The organism is Ralstonia mojiangensis, assembly GCF_023955645.1.
Taxonomy (GTDB): Bacteria; Pseudomonadota; Gammaproteobacteria; order Burkholderiales; family Burkholderiaceae; genus Ralstonia; species Ralstonia mojiangensis.
The window spans coordinates 1-13934 of record NZ_JAMXHU010000002.1 but is presented as its reverse complement, the minus strand read 5'-3'; the positions used below and the strand labels follow the sequence as shown (position 1 = coordinate 13934).

Here is a 13934-nt window from a genome sequence, read left to right as displayed (position 1 = left end):
TGCGGGCCCTCGGGCTCACACGTTTTCGACGGGCGGCTCATTCTGCTCGGCTGGATTCGGGCGGGTATCGCGTGGCACCAGCGGGTCGCCGGGCTTGCGCTTGGCAGGCTCGGGCTGGGCTTTCGGACTGGCGGGCTGTGTCGTATCGGTTTCTGAACGGCCTGGCTGGGTGGGCATTGCGGTCTCCTGATCTGCGGATGCCCCTCTTCCAGCATGTCGCGCGCCTGACAAGTCCCCACGTTTCATGTGTATTTTTCTTAACACGGACTTCAACAAACTTCATGGCACACCCCTCTAAAGTGGGGTACGTTTGAGTCGTTGGTTCTTACATTGCTGAACAATCGCCACACATTCAGAGCGACGTCGGCAATCCGCAAACAAACGATTCAGTCTTCCGGGGGGTGACATGAACGTTTCCAATCTGCTGCATGCAGCGTCGAACTGGGTCGTCCAGTCGCGCGCTTTCAATGTCACGCAATCGGTGGCACACCATCGCACGCCTAGCGATGCGTTGTCGCACTGGAAACTCGATATCTGGCACAAGAGCGTGCCGTTCCTGTTCGAGGGGGGCCTTGCCGAGCCCGCGCACCAACTGTTTCCCAAGCATCTGGCGCATGCCGAGTGGGTGGACGAGCTGCACCACCATCTGAGCCAGCTTGTGGGCGTGCGCCGGGAGCACTGCAAGATCGACATTCGCGCGGTGACGGGGCTGGCGCAGTCACCGTGCTCGGTGCATTCCTTTCCGAGCATGCTGGTGTTTGCGCATCAGCATTGCCGCCGCATTCCGCACAGCACGGACGCCGACTTTGCCGCCAACCGGCGCCACGTATTCCGCTACGCGGATCAGGCCAACGTGTTCCGCGCCTACGACTTTGCCGGCGGCGAGCTGTTCTACATGAACGAGTGGGGCGCACATCATTTCGCCGCGCTTGCCTTGCAGGCTCGCACGCAGAACCGTGAACTGCTGGTCGATGCCGAGGTGCGTCACGCGCGTTCTGCGCGGGGGTTGCGTCGGCTGCTTAACGGCTTCTACGTGATCGGTGCGCGACGGCAAGGGCAGCAGCGCTACGGCACGCGTTTGTCGGAAGCGCTGGCCAGCCACCAGGTGCCGCACCGCTGGATGCATGGCCGCCGCGAGGCCGAAGGCTTTGAGCTGTGCTTCCTGCCCAAGTCGGATCGCTTTGCGAATTGCGTGGGCGAACAGCTTGTGCGCGACGGCTGGTTCGACTACGGCGCCTGGCTGGCCAGCCTGCACGATGCCACCGAGGTGGGTGCCCCCGCGCAGCGCGCCGAGGCCGCCCGCAAGACGCGCCCGAACTGGAAGCGCGTGCAGGTGCCGAGCCTGGGCGTGCCGACGGGTCTCATGCCGGGTTTTGCGCACACGCGCTTGTAATACAAGGGCGCTACGCTCGCAGGTTGTTCTGCCCTCCACCTGACGGATTGCTGAATCAGGCGGCTGGTGTCAGAATTCGCAACTTAGTTGCATTGGGGCGCGCAATGTCGGATGACATTGTGCGCCAGCACCTGCGCCCGACCTTGCGTTCCTTCCGCTCCTCCTTCCTCCATCTGCGTTGGCTGGCTTGCCTGCTGACCGTGTTCCTGCTGTTTGGTCAGCAGGGCGCGCTGCGGCATGCGCTGTCGCATTGGAGCGAACTGAGCGAAGGGACTGCGGCCGTGTTCAACGCTGCCGCCACGGCCAAGCCTGCCGGCGCCGAGCGCAGCCAGCCCGCGCAGGAGCACGCCGCGTGCTTGCAGTGCGCTGCCTATGCCGCGCTGGCGGCTACCTTGCCGATGCTGGTGGCGCTGCGCCTGGCGCATACGCGACGCTGGCATTTCCCGCACATCGGCTTTCATGCGTGCGCGCCGGTCTTTCCGGTGGCCGTGTGTTCGCGCGATCCCCCATTCCGCCTTTGATTCCTGCCTTGCCCCTCGGTCCGCGCGTTGTGTTGACGCATGCGCGGGCCGCTGCTTAACGCATCCGCTCGATTCAAAGGTCTTTCATGATTCCGTTCCAGCCCCGCAAGCTGGTGACGGCGCTTGCCGCCGTCTTGCCATCCATCGCCTCGGTTTCCGCACTGGCTCAGCAAGCCACGACGCCGGCCCCCACACCCGCCACGCCAGCCACGACGGCGCCCGCTGCACAGGCCAAACCGGCCGCCGCCAACGTGCGCGACCTCAGTGAAACTCGCGTCACGGCCAAGCGGCTGGACGCTGCACGCAATGCGCTGTCGCCGGACACCGGCAGTTCCGTCTACAAGTTCGACACCGATGACATCGCCCGCATGCCGCTGGGCGATGCCACGCCGCTCAACCAGGTGCTGCTGCAGGCGCCGGGCGTGGTGCAGGATTCGTACGGGCAATTGCACGTGCGTGGGGACCACTCGAACTTGCAGTACCGCATCAATGGCGTGATCGTGCCTGAGCCGATCAGCGGTTTCGGGCAGATGCTCGATACGCGCTTCGCCAACCAGATCAATGTGCTGACTGGCGCGCTGCCGGCGCAGTACGGTTACCGCACGGCCGGCATCGTCGACATCACTACCAAGGGCGCCTCGACCGACGAGGACGGCGAGCCCAAGGCATTTGGCGGCGAGATCGGCACTGTGCTGGGAAGCAATGCCACGCATGAGGTCAACGCGCAGATCCAGGGCACGAAAGACCGCTTCAGCTATTACCTCTCGGGCGTGTTTGCCGAGAACAACCTTGGCATTGAAAACCCCACGGGCAACCGCAATGCCACGCACGATCACACCACGCAGAACAAGTCGTTCGGCATGCTGTCGTACCTGCTCGATAACGATAGCCGCGTGAGCTTCATGTTCGGCACGTCGAACGGCCGTTTCCAGATCCCGACGCGCCCAGGCCTGACGCCACAATTCACGCTCGACGGCGCAGTGCCGCCTGCCTCTGAAGCGCTTAACGCCAATCAACGCGAGAAGACCGACTTCCAGATCCTGACGTATCAGCAGAAGGTGTCACCCAAGCTGGACTACCAGGTGTCGGTGTTCCGCCGCGCAAGCCGTATCGACTACATGCCCGATCCGATTGGCGATCTGGTCTACAACGGCGTGGCGGCCGACATCACGCGCCGCAACGAGGCCTACGGTGTGCAGGGCGACGCGAGCTACAAGCTGACCGACAAGCACACGCTGCGTGCCGGCGTGTTCGTGCAGCGCGAGCGCTACGTGGCCGACAACACCGCCAGCGTGTTTGCCGCCGACAGCTCCGGCGCCCAGACCAGCACGACGCCGTTCACCATCGTCGACAACCACAGCGGCAGCGGCACGACCATGGGCGTCTACCTGCAGGACGAGTGGAAGCCCACCGACAAGCTCACCGTCAACTACGGCGCGCGCTACGACCGCGTCAACACCATCGTCAGCGAGCAGCAATTGAGCCCCCGCCTGGGCGTGACGTATGACCTGACGCCGCGCACCCGCGTGCATGCCGGCTACGCGCGCTACTTCACGCCGCCGCCCACGGAGAAGTTCGATACCACCTCGGTGCAGGCCTTTGCCGGTACGACCAATGCGCTGCCGTCCGACGCCAACACGGCCGTCAAGTCGGAGCGTTCGAACTACTTTGACCTGGGGGTTTCGCACCAGCTCACGCCGCACCTGACGCTGGGTCTGGATGCGTATTACCGCGACGTGCGCCATCTGCAGGACGAAGGGCAGTTCGGCAACGCGCTGCTGTACTCGGCGTTCAACTACGAGCGTGGCCGCATCTACGGGCTGGAAGGCAGTGCGAACTATCGCAACGGCAACTTCGGGGCCTACCTGAACCTGGCTGTGTCGCGCGCGCAGGGCAAGGGCATCGAGACCGGCCAGTTCAATTTTGATGCGGAGGAACTGGCCTACATCAACAACCATTGGGTCAATCTCGATCACGACCAGCGCCTGACCGCGTCGGCTGGTGTGTCGTATCGGTATTCCGGCACGACGTATACGAGTGATGTGCTGTTCGGTACGGGCTTGCGCAACGGCTTTGCCAATACCGAACACCTGCCGGCCTACTGGCAGATGAACGTGGGCGCCGCCCGCGACTTCAACCTGCCGACACTGGGCAAGTTCAAGACGCGTCTGACCGTGATGAATATCTTCGACCGGAGCTACCAGTTGCGCGACGGCACGGGCATCGGCGTGGGTGCACCGCAGTTCGCGCCGCGCCGCACGTTCCTCTTGTCGGTCAGCAAGCCGTTCTAAGCAAATCGGGCCAGCGCATGAGGCTGGCCCGATCCTTCATCTTTCATCCGTCACATCGTCATCACATCGGCGGGACCATGCCGTCCTTGCCGACCAGCACGCGCTGCGCGACCAGCGTGCCTTGCGCATCGGCGCGCACGAACATGACGACGTGCGCGCCGGCCTTCAGGTCATCACGCCGGCCCGGCTCGAAGGTGACGATCGGCACTTGCGGCGGCACCACGATGCGCTGCTCCCCGTCCTTGTATTTGACCGACAGCGTGCGGCCCTGCGCCCCGGTGACGGCGCCTGCCTGTTCGACGGTGCCGTTGGTCATGCTGCTGTTTGGGCCCATGTCGTAGGCGCGGTGGCCGTCGCCGGTGCCGCGCATGGCTTCCGGAAACACGTGGACTTCCAGCGCAAGCAATGTGCCGTCCGGCTGCTTGACCGCCGCCGTGCCGATATAGCTGCCGGCGCGAATGGCCGACGGTTCGATCGGCGCGACCTGGGTGACGTTGAGGTCCACCGGCAGCGTCACAGTGGCCTTGTTGCCGGAGGCGTCGGTCACATCGACAGCAGTGCTGTGGACGGCATTGATGGTGGCGCGCACGCGCGTGGGCGCAGCGGTACTTTGCGCCGACGCGGCCAGCGGGAAGAGCGCTGTCACGACGGCGACAACTGCAGCGGTACGGGCTGAGAAACGTAGTCGGGTCATTGGGTAGGGGACGTGAAGTTCGCTCAAGGTGAGCCGGACGGCCTGCGCAACTCGCATGGGCTGCGAGGGCGGTTCACCAGTCTAGACCGGACCGCGCTGGCGTGCAGGCGCGGTCCGTTCACCCGATGCGGCTTAGCCGCGATGCTGGCCCGGCACGCGCTTGCCCTTGTACGTCGGGCGGCTGCGGCGCATGTTGTCAGACCAATCTGTGCCGCCACCGGTGGGCGAGTGCACCGGTACATCGCGGCTGCCAGGCTCCGGGTCGATTGGCGCTTCGTCTAGGTCGACTGCATCCGGCGCATCGGCGTCGTCGTTTTCACCGGCGAGGCCCGTGGCGTGTTCAAAATCCTCGTCGTCGATGGGTGTGTCGACTTCGGGATGGTTTATGTCATGTATGGCGTCGGGCATCAGGTCGCTGCCTTCGCGTATGACGGGTTCGTGCCCGGCCGCGCGACGCTCGCCGGTCCCGGTGGAATCGGTGTCGCTGTCGAGATTCACATCCCCCAAGTCTGCGCCGGCCGTGCGGTTGGCTGCATTGCCGTGCGGGTGCACGGCGGGATCCTCGTCAAATCGATCTTCAACGTCGCTGCCCAAGCCTGGGCCGCCGACCACGTCGCTGCCCGAGTCCGAACTGTCGGAGGGGCCGAGTGCGTCGGTTCCGTGACCTTTGCCGGTCTGTGCAGGGGCTTCACCGGTGCGATACAGGTTGCTGGTTGCCATGTGGCTTCTCCATGCGTGCTTGTGCGCTAACGCGCGACATTGCACGTGCAGCAAGGCAGATACCTGCGCCGGGCGCCGCAGGCGTACGCCTGCGCACTGGTGCGGCGGCACGCGGGTTGCGACGCAGTTGGCACGGGCGATTCGTCCGTAAACCGAACCAGGAGGCTGACGATGAAGCAACACGCACAGCAACCGCACAAGCCCGCCGCCCACGCGGCGGAAAAAGCGGGGGAACGAAAGAGCGAAGGCAAGAAAGGTGAGCGCAGCAATCAAGCCCAGCAAGAACGGGGTGCCGCCAAGGACCGCGCTGAATCCGACCGCGCCGAGCGCACATCAATGCAGCACGGCACGGACCAGTCGGCGAAACGTCCGATGCAGGTACCAGCCGAGGATGGCCGCGCCGCCGCACAGGAAGGGCAATTGCCGCAGAACCAGCAGCGTCTGGGGCAGCATCAGAACAGTCGGAAGCAGCCATGACCGCCACCCAGAAGCCTCGTGGCGATGACAAAGCCAAAGCGCCTGCGGGCGACACCGCTCGGCCCGTGGCGCCGGCCATCCCAAGTGAAAGCGGCGTAGGCGAGGAAGACCCGGGTGATTTCGAGAACGCGTCAATCCGGTCGGACGACGGGAAGCGCCCCGGCGCCTCGCCAAGCAAGCCAGACAGGCGGCGGTAACCGCTCACCTCGTCATTTCAGCCGCGCGAAGTCTGGCGCGGCTGAATGACGTTCGCAAACCAACGCCATATCGCCGGCCGAGCCGGGCATCGTGTGCCAGCGGCCGCAGCCACGATGTGCACCTGCGCGCCGTTGCGCCTGTCGGCATGCAGGTGCCACCACCCGGACGTTTCCACAACATGCGCGTGGCCCGCGCCAAGGGTGTGCCGCGCTGTTGCAATCGAGCGCGATGGAGGCGCCAGGCGCAAGGTGCCTTCCAGTGCCACCAGCGTGGCTCCAGCGGAGAGCCAGTGCAGGCCGGTTTGTCCGGGGCGAAGCGTCAGCCTTTCCGGTTCGGATGGGAGTGTCGTTGCAGTCATGTCGATCTCCTGAACATGGCTTCAGCGTAGGCACACGACCCCACTCTCAACAGACACAGAGCCGGCAAAGTGCGGGGCAACAGCCGTGCCTTGTGACAATCTGTTGCGGTACAGTTTGACGTCGTCTGTATCTGTTGCGGTGGCGGTCTTGCCGGCATGATGTGCTAGACCCTCCTTGCCGCCTGTCGCCGCCCCCTCGCCGCCATGTCCGTCACCGAGTTGACTTCCCCGCCCGCGCAGCCGTTGTACCGGACGCTTGCCGATCATTACCTTGGCGCGATCCGCAGCGGGGTGCTGGCGCCCGGTGAGCGCATGCCGTCGGTGCGCATGCTGATGCGCACGCACGCGGTGAGTCTGTCGACCGCGCTGCAGGTATGTCGGCATCTGGAGACGGAAGGCTGGCTTGAAGCACGTGAGCGCTCGGGCTACTTCGTGCGCCAGCCGCGCCGTGCGTTGCTGGCGCCGGTGGGGGAGCCCGACGTTGGCACGCCGGACCCGGCCGCGTATGTGGGGGTGCACGCGCGCATATCGGCCATTGTGGCGCGCGGGCAGCAGGCCAACGTGCACATCGATCTGTCCGGGGCGAGTGGGGATGCGGCGCTCTACCCGTCGGCGGCGCTCAACCGGATCGCTACCCAGGTGCTGCGCCAGCATCCGTTGCTCCTCACGCAGGCGGTCATACCCAACGGGCATCCGGAATTACAGACCGCCGTGGCGCGCCGCATGCTCGACATTGGCATCCAGCTTGCGCCTGACGACGTGGTCATCACGCACGGGTGTATCGAGGCAGTCAATCTGGCACTGCGCGCCGTTGCGCAGCCGGGCGATACCGTGGCCGTGGAGTCGCCCACTTACTACGGGCTGCTGCAGGTGCTGGAAAGCCTCGGGTTACGCGCGGTAGAGATCCCGACCAGCCCCCGCACCGGCATGTCGCTGGAAGCCTTGCAGATGGCGGTGCAAGCCTACGGCAACATCCGCGCCGTGGTGGTGGTGCCCAATCTGCAGAACCCGCTCGGCAGCATCATGCCGGACACCGCCAAGCGGCGCATGGCGGCCTTCTGCGAGGCCCACGACATCGCCCTCATTGAAGACGATACATACAGCCCGCTGGCCGACAGCCCCACGCCGCTCAAGGCGATCAAGGCGTGGGATCGCACGGGCAACGTCATCTATTGCGCGTCATTGCGCAAGACGTTCGCGCCCGGCTTGCGACTGGGCTGGATGGCCGCAGGGCGCTGGCATGAGCGTGTACAGATGCTGAAGTTTGCCCAGTCGCGGCCGAATGATTCGTGGCCGCAGGTGCTGGCCGGGCGCTTCATTGCGTCGGGGGCGTATGACCGACATCTGCGCACGCTGCGCCAGACTTTGCGCAAGCAGCGCGAGGCTATGGCGGAGTCGATTGCGGCGTGCTTTCCGGCGGGCACGCGGCTCTCGGTGCCCTCGGGCGGGGTGGCGATGTGGGTGGAGTTGCCGACCAATGTCTCATCGGTGGCGCTGTTTGATGCGGCGTTGGCGCGGGGCATCCGCATTGCGCCGGGGACGATGTTCTCGAACCTGAACCGCTTCGATCATTACTTCCGCATCTGCTTCGGGCTGCCGCCGTCGGCCAACCTTGAAGCCGCGCTTGCCACGCTCGGCCGGCTCACGCAGGAACTGGCCGAGCGCTGATCGATCGACCTACCGGCACCACGACGGCACAGCGGAAGGCGATTCGAGACCCTGCACGCTCTGCGCAATCTGTTGCGACCACTGCTGCACGAGGCGTTGCGTGGATGACACCACTGCATTCACGCCCGCATTCGCATCCGTACCGGCAGCTTGCCCATTCACCGGCAGCGCAAGCGTCGTCTGGCATGTGAGCGCAGCGGGGCTTGCGCTTTGGGTGCCTGCATCGTGTGATACGCGCCACGTCACCAGTGCCGTCACGCCCTGCCCGGGCCGCGCGTCATAGCTGCGCATTTCGGCGCCGATGCGGAAGAGCGGCACGCCTGCCGGCGCAGCAGCACTTCCTACGTCCACCGCAGACAGCGTCGTCGCCAAGTTCGCAGACAGCGCATCGCGCAGTTCAGAACCGAACGGCGCGGCCCAGCGTTGCTGCTCTAGCGCCATCACTTCGCTGTCGGATGTACGCAGCACGATCTGCGGCTTGTCCAGGCGATCGGGCACCCGCACGCCCGAGAGGCGGAAGGCGCGGTGGAAACGGCCGGTATCCGTTGCTTCAGGGCGCACCGACAGCGTATGCAACGTCGGCTCGGGCGAAGCGCACGCGCCAACCAGCAACGCCACGGCAGCGGCGCCGGCCAGGCGAAGAGAAGAAGACAGCATCGTCGTTTGCATCGGCATCATTGCGCGTCCTTTGCCTTGCCGCGGATCAGCGCTTCCGGGTGGCGGTCCAGATAATCGGTCAGCACGCGCACGGACGCGGCGGCCTTGGCCACTTGCTCCAGCGTGTCGCGCGCATTGCGTTGCAGCGGGGCATCGTCGGAGAAGACCTGGCGCGCAGAATCGAGCGTGCGGCGTGCCTCGGCCAGCGTTTCCTTCATCTGCGGGGCGAGGTCGCTGTTGACAGTCTTGGCCAGTTGCTCGGTCTGTTTGAGCGTGGCGTCGAGCGTCGTCAGCGTGCGGTGAACATCCTGTCCGATCTGCTCGAACGGCACCTTGTTGAGCTTCTTGGCGATGCCGGCAATCTGCGCTTCGATGTCGTCAGTCGGGTTATCGGCAGTCGGGAAAACATACGCGCCGTCACGATCGCGCATGCCGAAGCGCGGCGGGGTCTTGTCGCGGTCGGCTGCGTCAATGAAGTCGAGGTTCACGAACTGCTGGCCCGTCAGCAGGCTCGCGCTCTTCAACTGTGCGCGCATGCCGTTCTTCACCAGCACGTCGAACTGTGTGCGGACGTCTTCGGCGGCGTGCTGCGGGTTGTCGTCGCGGATGTCCATGCCGAAGCGCGTGGGGTACAGCGTGGCCGTCACGGGCAGTACGAACTCGTGGCGCTTCTTGCTGTAGTGGATGCCGATCGACTTGATCTCGCCCACGTTGATGCCCTTGAACTCCACCGGTGCGCCCACGTTGAGCCCGCGCAACGAACGGTGGAAGTACATCACCACGGTCTGCGACAGGTGTTCGGGGTCTTTCAGTGCCATGGTCTCGTTGCGCACGAGCTGGAACTCGGCGTCGGAGGCGGCCGGCTGGTGATCGGCTTCTTCGGGCGTCTGGAACGCGATGCCGCCCAGCGCCACGGTCAGCAGCGATTGCGTATCGACCTTCAACCCGCTGGCGTCGAGCTTGAGGTCGATGCCGCTGGCATTCCAGAACCGCGTGCCGCGTGCCACAAACTTGTCGAACGGCGCGTTGACGAAGATGTGCAACGTCACGCCCTTGCCGTCGGTGTCGATGTCATACGCGGTGACCTGGCCCACGCGCACGCGGCGGAAATACACCGGCGCGCCGATATCGAGCGAGCCCAGATCGGGCGCATGCAACGTGAACTGCTTGCCGGGCGCATCCGCGGAGATGGCCGGCGGTGTGTCGAGGCCTTTGAAGGTGGATTTCTTCTCCTGCGAGCGGCCGCCGTCTACGCCGATGTACGCCCCGGAGAGCAGCGTGCCGAGTCCCGAGATGCTGCCGGCCGCAACGCGCGGGCGCACCACCCAGAAGCGCGTATCCGACGCAGCGAACGCCTTGCCGTCATGGGTGAGTTCGATCAGTACCACGGCACCCGACCGGTCGTCGGTGAGGCCCACTGCCTTGACCACGCCAATATCGACACTCTTGAATTTCACGCGCGTCTTGCCGGCTTCAATGCCCTCGGCCGAGCTGAATGTGACGGTCACTTGCGCGCCGCGCGCCAGGATCACGCGCGCCATGAGCGTGGCGCCCACCATCAGCGCCACGATCGGCACCAGCCAGATCAGTGAAGGCAGCCAGCGCTTGCGCTTCGTGCGGCGCGGCGCGGGAATGTTTTCGTTATCGACGGGGTCGGTCATACATCGGTCTCTTCGGGATCGGGCTCGTCGATGACGTCCCAGATCAGGCGGGGATCAAAACAGCGGGCGGCAAACATGGTCAGCACCACCACGGCGGCAAACGGGCCGACACCAGGGCCGGGTTTGATGATGGCCAGCGTCGACAGATGCACAAGCCCTGCGAGCAGCGTCACCACAAACACATCGAGCATCGACCACCGGCCGATGATCTCGACCAGCGCATACAGGCGCGTGCGCAGTCGCGGATTCCAGCGCCAGCGTTGCTGCACCGAGAGGCACAGCACCGCCAGGATGCCGAGCTTGGCCAGCGGCACCAGAAAGCTTGCGATGAACACGATGATGGCCAGGTGCCACGAGCCTGACGTCCAGAGATAGACGATCCCGCTCATGATGGTGTCCTGCTGCGTGCCGAGCAGGGTGTCGGTAATCATCACGGGCAGCAGGTTGGCGGGCAGGTACATGGCGGCAGCCGCAAGCAGGAGTGCCCAGCAGCGCGCCAGGCTGTCGGGCTTGCGCACATGCATGGGCGACATGCAGCGCGGGCAGACCGGCGCTGCGATGGTCTCGTCAGGGGCGTCTTCGTGCGTGAGCACCGCTTGGGTGGCGGCAGAAGCGTGGGGCATGCGCGCCAGCAGGCCGCAGCGCTCGCATGTCACCAGGCCTTGTGCGACGGCCCGCAGCGGGCGACCCTCTTGAGCTGGCTGGGCCGGTGCAGGGGTGGTGACGCTGTTCATGGGCGATCCTCGCCGGGGCGGGCGGAGGCGTCCATGCCGGTGGGCGCGTCGACTTGCGAGCCCGGTGGCAGCGTCAACCCAATCTCGCGCCAGAACGGTCGCAGGTCGATCGACAACGCCACCGTCAGGAACACGGTAAGCGCGGCAAACGCCCACAAGCCCGCATCGGCTTCAAGTGACACCATGCGCGCCACTTTGATGAGCGCCACCACTACGCCCAGCATGAAGATCTCGACCATCGCCCACGGGCGGATCAGCGCTGCCGTGCGCAGCACCAGCGCCGCGGCCGGATGCTGCCGCCCACGCAATCGCGCAATGAGCAGCGGCGCCAGCACTGACATGTACATCAGCGGGAAGAAGACCGTAGTGAGTGCCACCAGTACGGCAGCGAAGAGCATGTCGTAGTCGTACAGCGCCACGATGGCGCCCCACAGCGTGGTGGCGTGCCGGTTGCCGCCGCCGTTCATCTCGGCAATCGGAAAGATGTTGGCGACGATGTAGACGATGAGGCCCGTCAGCACCAGCGGTAGCAGTACCGAGAGCCGCTCGCTCTGGTTGCGGTACAGCTTGACGCCGCAGCGCGTGCAATGCGCTTCTTCATCCAGCGCAATGACTTCGTGGCGATGCAGGGTGTCGCAGTGCTCGCATGCGATCCAGGCATCTGGATCGCCAGGAAGGGGCTGCGCGACCGGGGCGGCCTTGGCGTCGGGGGTGTCGCCCGCTGCACGCCATGACCGGGGCAGCGGGAAGGGGAGTTTCACGGTTTACAGCTCCATCGTCGGGCTGAAGGTGGGCCGGCAGCATTGCAGACGCATGCGGCGGCGCACCGACAGTGGGGCAGGCGATTATACATACACCGTTGAATGTATAGCTGAGTGCGGGCTTCCTCATTTTGACGCACGGTCACCAGCAAATATCCCGCCAATTGGCGCACTCGATATTGCATGGCGTGACGGCGGAACGGGCCTTGCTGACGTGGAAGGGCACATTCCCAATCTCAAAGGAGCATTTCATGACGTATCTCCGTGCATCTTCTCTAGTCATCGCGTTGGCGCTGGCGGGCGGTACCGCAGCGGCGTATGCCCAAACGGGGGCAGCCCAATCCAACAGCACGGCTGGCGGCAGCAGCATGTCTCCGGCGGGTGGTACCGACACCGGCGCAACTGCAACGGGCACGGGGGGTACCGCTGTCAACGGCAGTTCGGCCAACGGCGGTCGGGATGCCACCCGCAACCGTAACGCCACCGGCAAGCAAGGGCGCGCCGGCAATATGCGCTCGGGTTCGAGCGGTGGCTATGGCGACAGTGCCAACGATTCAACTGGCAGTGCAACCGGCGGCGGCTCGGGTGGAGTGGGTGTAGGCGCACCAGGCACGGGCGGGTCGATAGGCGCGCCGGGCGGCGGTAGTGGCGGCGGTGCTGCCGGTTCAGGCGGCGCTGGTGCCGGTGCGGGTACCGGAGGCGCCGGTGGGGCGGCGGGCGGCAGTGCCGGTGGAGGCAGCCGCTAGCACAGCCGCGCGCTTACCTGCTGCTAGCGCAGTTGTGCTGCGTGATGCAGCAGGTGATCTTCGATGAAGGTCTCGATGAAGTAGTAGCCGTGGTCGTAGCCCGGGTGGCGGCGCAGTTGCAGAGGCTGCCCGGCTGTGGCGCACGCGGCCGCGAATTCATCCGGGTATAGCTGCTCGGCAAGAAATTTGTCGGCCTCGCCCTGATCGATCAGGATGCCGCCGGGGAACGGGCAAGACGCCTGCCGCATCAACTGCGTGGCGTCGTGCGCTGCCCAGGCGGCGCGATCATCCCCGAGATACCCCGTGAACGCCTTGATGCCCCACGGGCACACCGACGGATGCGCGATGGGCGCAAACGCGGAGACCGAAGCAAAGCGTTCCCGATGACGCAAGGCCAGCGTCAACGCGCCGTGGCCGCCCATCGAATGCCCGAAGATGCCGATGCGCCCCGGCGCCACCGGAAAAGCCACGCGGGCGATGTGGTGCAGCTCGTCGGCAATGTAGCTTTCCATGCGGTAGTGCTCGCGCCACGGCGCCTGCGTGGCGTCCAGGTAGAAACCGGCGGCGATGCCGAAATCCCAGCTGTCGGTTTCACCGGGGATGTTTGCGTCGCGAGGGCTGGTGTCCGGCGCGATGAGGATGAGACCTTCACGTGCTGCCACGCGTTGCGCACCGGCCTTGATGGCAAACGTCTCTTCTGTGCACGTCAGGCCCGCCAGATAGAAGAGCGCGGGGCAGCGCGTGCCTGCCAACGCCTGTGGCGGCAGGTAGACCGAGAAGCGCATCGGCAGCCCGATCGCCGTCGAGGCATGCCGATAAAAGCGCTGCACGCCACCAAAGCAGGCATGCTCGGAAAGCAGTTCAAGGGCCGGTACCGGGATCGTCATTGCGTGGCTCCATCCTCGAGGTTCAATACAGCACGACCGACCGGATCGACTCACCGCGCTTCATCAGCTCGAAGCCCTCGTTGATGCGCTCCAGCGGCAGCGTGTGCGTAATGAGGTCGTCGATATTGAGTTTGCCTTCCATGTACCAGTCGACGATCTTCGGCACGT

General features: G+C 65.3%; 15 protein-coding genes and 1 pseudogene. 6 read left to right on the top strand and 10 right to left on the bottom strand.

The features are described 5' to 3' along the window. Window positions 1-15: 15 nt before the first annotated feature. Window positions 16-177, bottom strand: a complete 162-nt coding sequence (locus NG898_RS06760; protein WP_175537153.1) for a hypothetical protein — start codon at window positions 175-177, stop codon at window positions 16-18. A 229-nt stretch (window positions 178-406) separates the two neighbouring features. Between NG898_RS06760 and NG898_RS06755 the strand changes: the two genes are divergently transcribed. From NG898_RS06755 to NG898_RS06745, 3 genes are all read left to right on the top strand, one after another. Beyond that, window positions 407-1393 carry a DUF6685 family protein gene (locus NG898_RS06755; protein WP_252691640.1) on the top strand — a complete coding sequence of 329 codons (987 nt, stop codon included), beginning with the start codon at window positions 407-409 and terminating at the stop codon, window positions 1391-1393. A 104-nt stretch (window positions 1394-1497) separates the two neighbouring features. Beyond that, window positions 1498-1914, top strand: a complete 417-nt coding sequence (locus tag NG898_RS06750) for a hypothetical protein (RefSeq protein WP_252691639.1) — start codon at window positions 1498-1500, stop codon at window positions 1912-1914. 86 nt (window positions 1915-2000) lie between these two features. Beyond that, complete coding sequence (locus tag NG898_RS06745) at window positions 2001-4205, top strand: TonB-dependent receptor (protein ID WP_252691638.1); 2205 nt, start codon at window positions 2001-2003, stop codon at window positions 4203-4205. A 61-nt stretch (window positions 4206-4266) separates the two neighbouring features. Here NG898_RS06745 and NG898_RS06740 read toward each other — a convergent pair whose 3' ends face one another. After that, window positions 4267-4899, bottom strand: coding sequence for a hypothetical protein (locus NG898_RS06740; RefSeq protein WP_252691637.1), 633 nt, complete (start codon window positions 4897-4899; stop codon window positions 4267-4269). 132 nt (window positions 4900-5031) lie between these two features. Beyond that, the gene (locus NG898_RS06735; protein WP_092973059.1) at window positions 5032-5619 is read right to left on the bottom strand and encodes a hypothetical protein; all 588 of its coding nucleotides are present in this window, start codon (window positions 5617-5619) and stop codon (window positions 5032-5034) included. Between the two features lie 171 nt (window positions 5620-5790). Between NG898_RS06735 and NG898_RS06730 the strand changes: the two genes are divergently transcribed. Then, window positions 5791-6096, top strand: a complete 306-nt coding sequence (locus NG898_RS06730; RefSeq protein ID WP_252691636.1) for a hypothetical protein — start codon at window positions 5791-5793, stop codon at window positions 6094-6096. A 214-nt stretch (window positions 6097-6310) separates the two neighbouring features. Here the strand turns inward: NG898_RS06730 and NG898_RS06725 are convergent, their stop codons facing one another. Next, on the bottom strand, window positions 6311-6652 hold the full coding sequence (locus tag NG898_RS06725; protein WP_252691635.1) for a hypothetical protein: 342 nt from the start codon (window positions 6650-6652) through the stop codon (window positions 6311-6313). Between the two features lie 204 nt (window positions 6653-6856). Between NG898_RS06725 and NG898_RS06720 the strand changes: the two genes are divergently transcribed. Next, entirely contained in the window at window positions 6857-8320 is a 1464-nt protein-coding gene (locus NG898_RS06720; protein WP_252691634.1) for an aminotransferase-like domain-containing protein, read from the top strand. A gap of 9 nt (window positions 8321-8329) precedes the next feature. Here NG898_RS06720 and NG898_RS06715 read toward each other — a convergent pair whose 3' ends face one another. From NG898_RS06715 to NG898_RS06700, 4 genes are read right to left on the bottom strand one after another with little or no spacing between them, the layout of a single operon-like run. Next, complete coding sequence (locus tag NG898_RS06715) at window positions 8330-8998, bottom strand: PqiC family protein (protein ID WP_252691633.1); 669 nt, start codon at window positions 8996-8998, stop codon at window positions 8330-8332. Next, window positions 8995-10638: a PqiB family protein gene (locus NG898_RS06710; protein WP_252691632.1), complete on the bottom strand. Its 1644-nt coding sequence runs from the start codon at window positions 10636-10638 to the stop codon at window positions 8995-8997. Before NG898_RS06710 ends, NG898_RS06715 begins: the two co-directional genes overlap by 4 nt. Continuing rightward, the gene (locus NG898_RS06705; RefSeq protein ID WP_252691631.1) at window positions 10635-11372 is read right to left on the bottom strand and encodes a paraquat-inducible protein A; all 738 of its coding nucleotides are present in this window, start codon (window positions 11370-11372) and stop codon (window positions 10635-10637) included. Before NG898_RS06705 ends, NG898_RS06710 begins: the two co-directional genes overlap by 4 nt. After that, window positions 11369-12133 (bottom strand): paraquat-inducible protein A, encoded by a 765-nt coding sequence (locus tag NG898_RS06700; RefSeq protein ID WP_252691630.1) that lies wholly within the window; start codon window positions 12131-12133, stop codon window positions 11369-11371. The genes NG898_RS06705 and NG898_RS06700 overlap by 4 nt, the downstream gene beginning before the upstream one ends. A 251-nt stretch (window positions 12134-12384) precedes the next feature. Between NG898_RS06700 and NG898_RS06695 the strand changes: the two genes are divergently transcribed. Next, window positions 12385-12879: a hypothetical protein gene (locus tag NG898_RS06695; protein WP_252691629.1), complete on the top strand. Its 495-nt coding sequence runs from the start codon at window positions 12385-12387 to the stop codon at window positions 12877-12879. A gap of 23 nt (window positions 12880-12902) precedes the next feature. On the opposite strand, the gene fghA is transcribed toward NG898_RS06695, so the two are convergent. Both fghA and NG898_RS06685 read right to left on the bottom strand, forming a co-directional pair. After that, on the bottom strand, window positions 12903-13766 hold the full coding sequence (gene fghA / locus NG898_RS06690; protein WP_252691628.1) for an S-formylglutathione hydrolase: 864 nt from the start codon (window positions 13764-13766) through the stop codon (window positions 12903-12905). Between the two features lie 22 nt (window positions 13767-13788). Beyond that, window positions 13789-13934: pseudogene (locus NG898_RS06685) on the bottom strand (S-(hydroxymethyl)glutathione dehydrogenase); the annotation flags it as partial.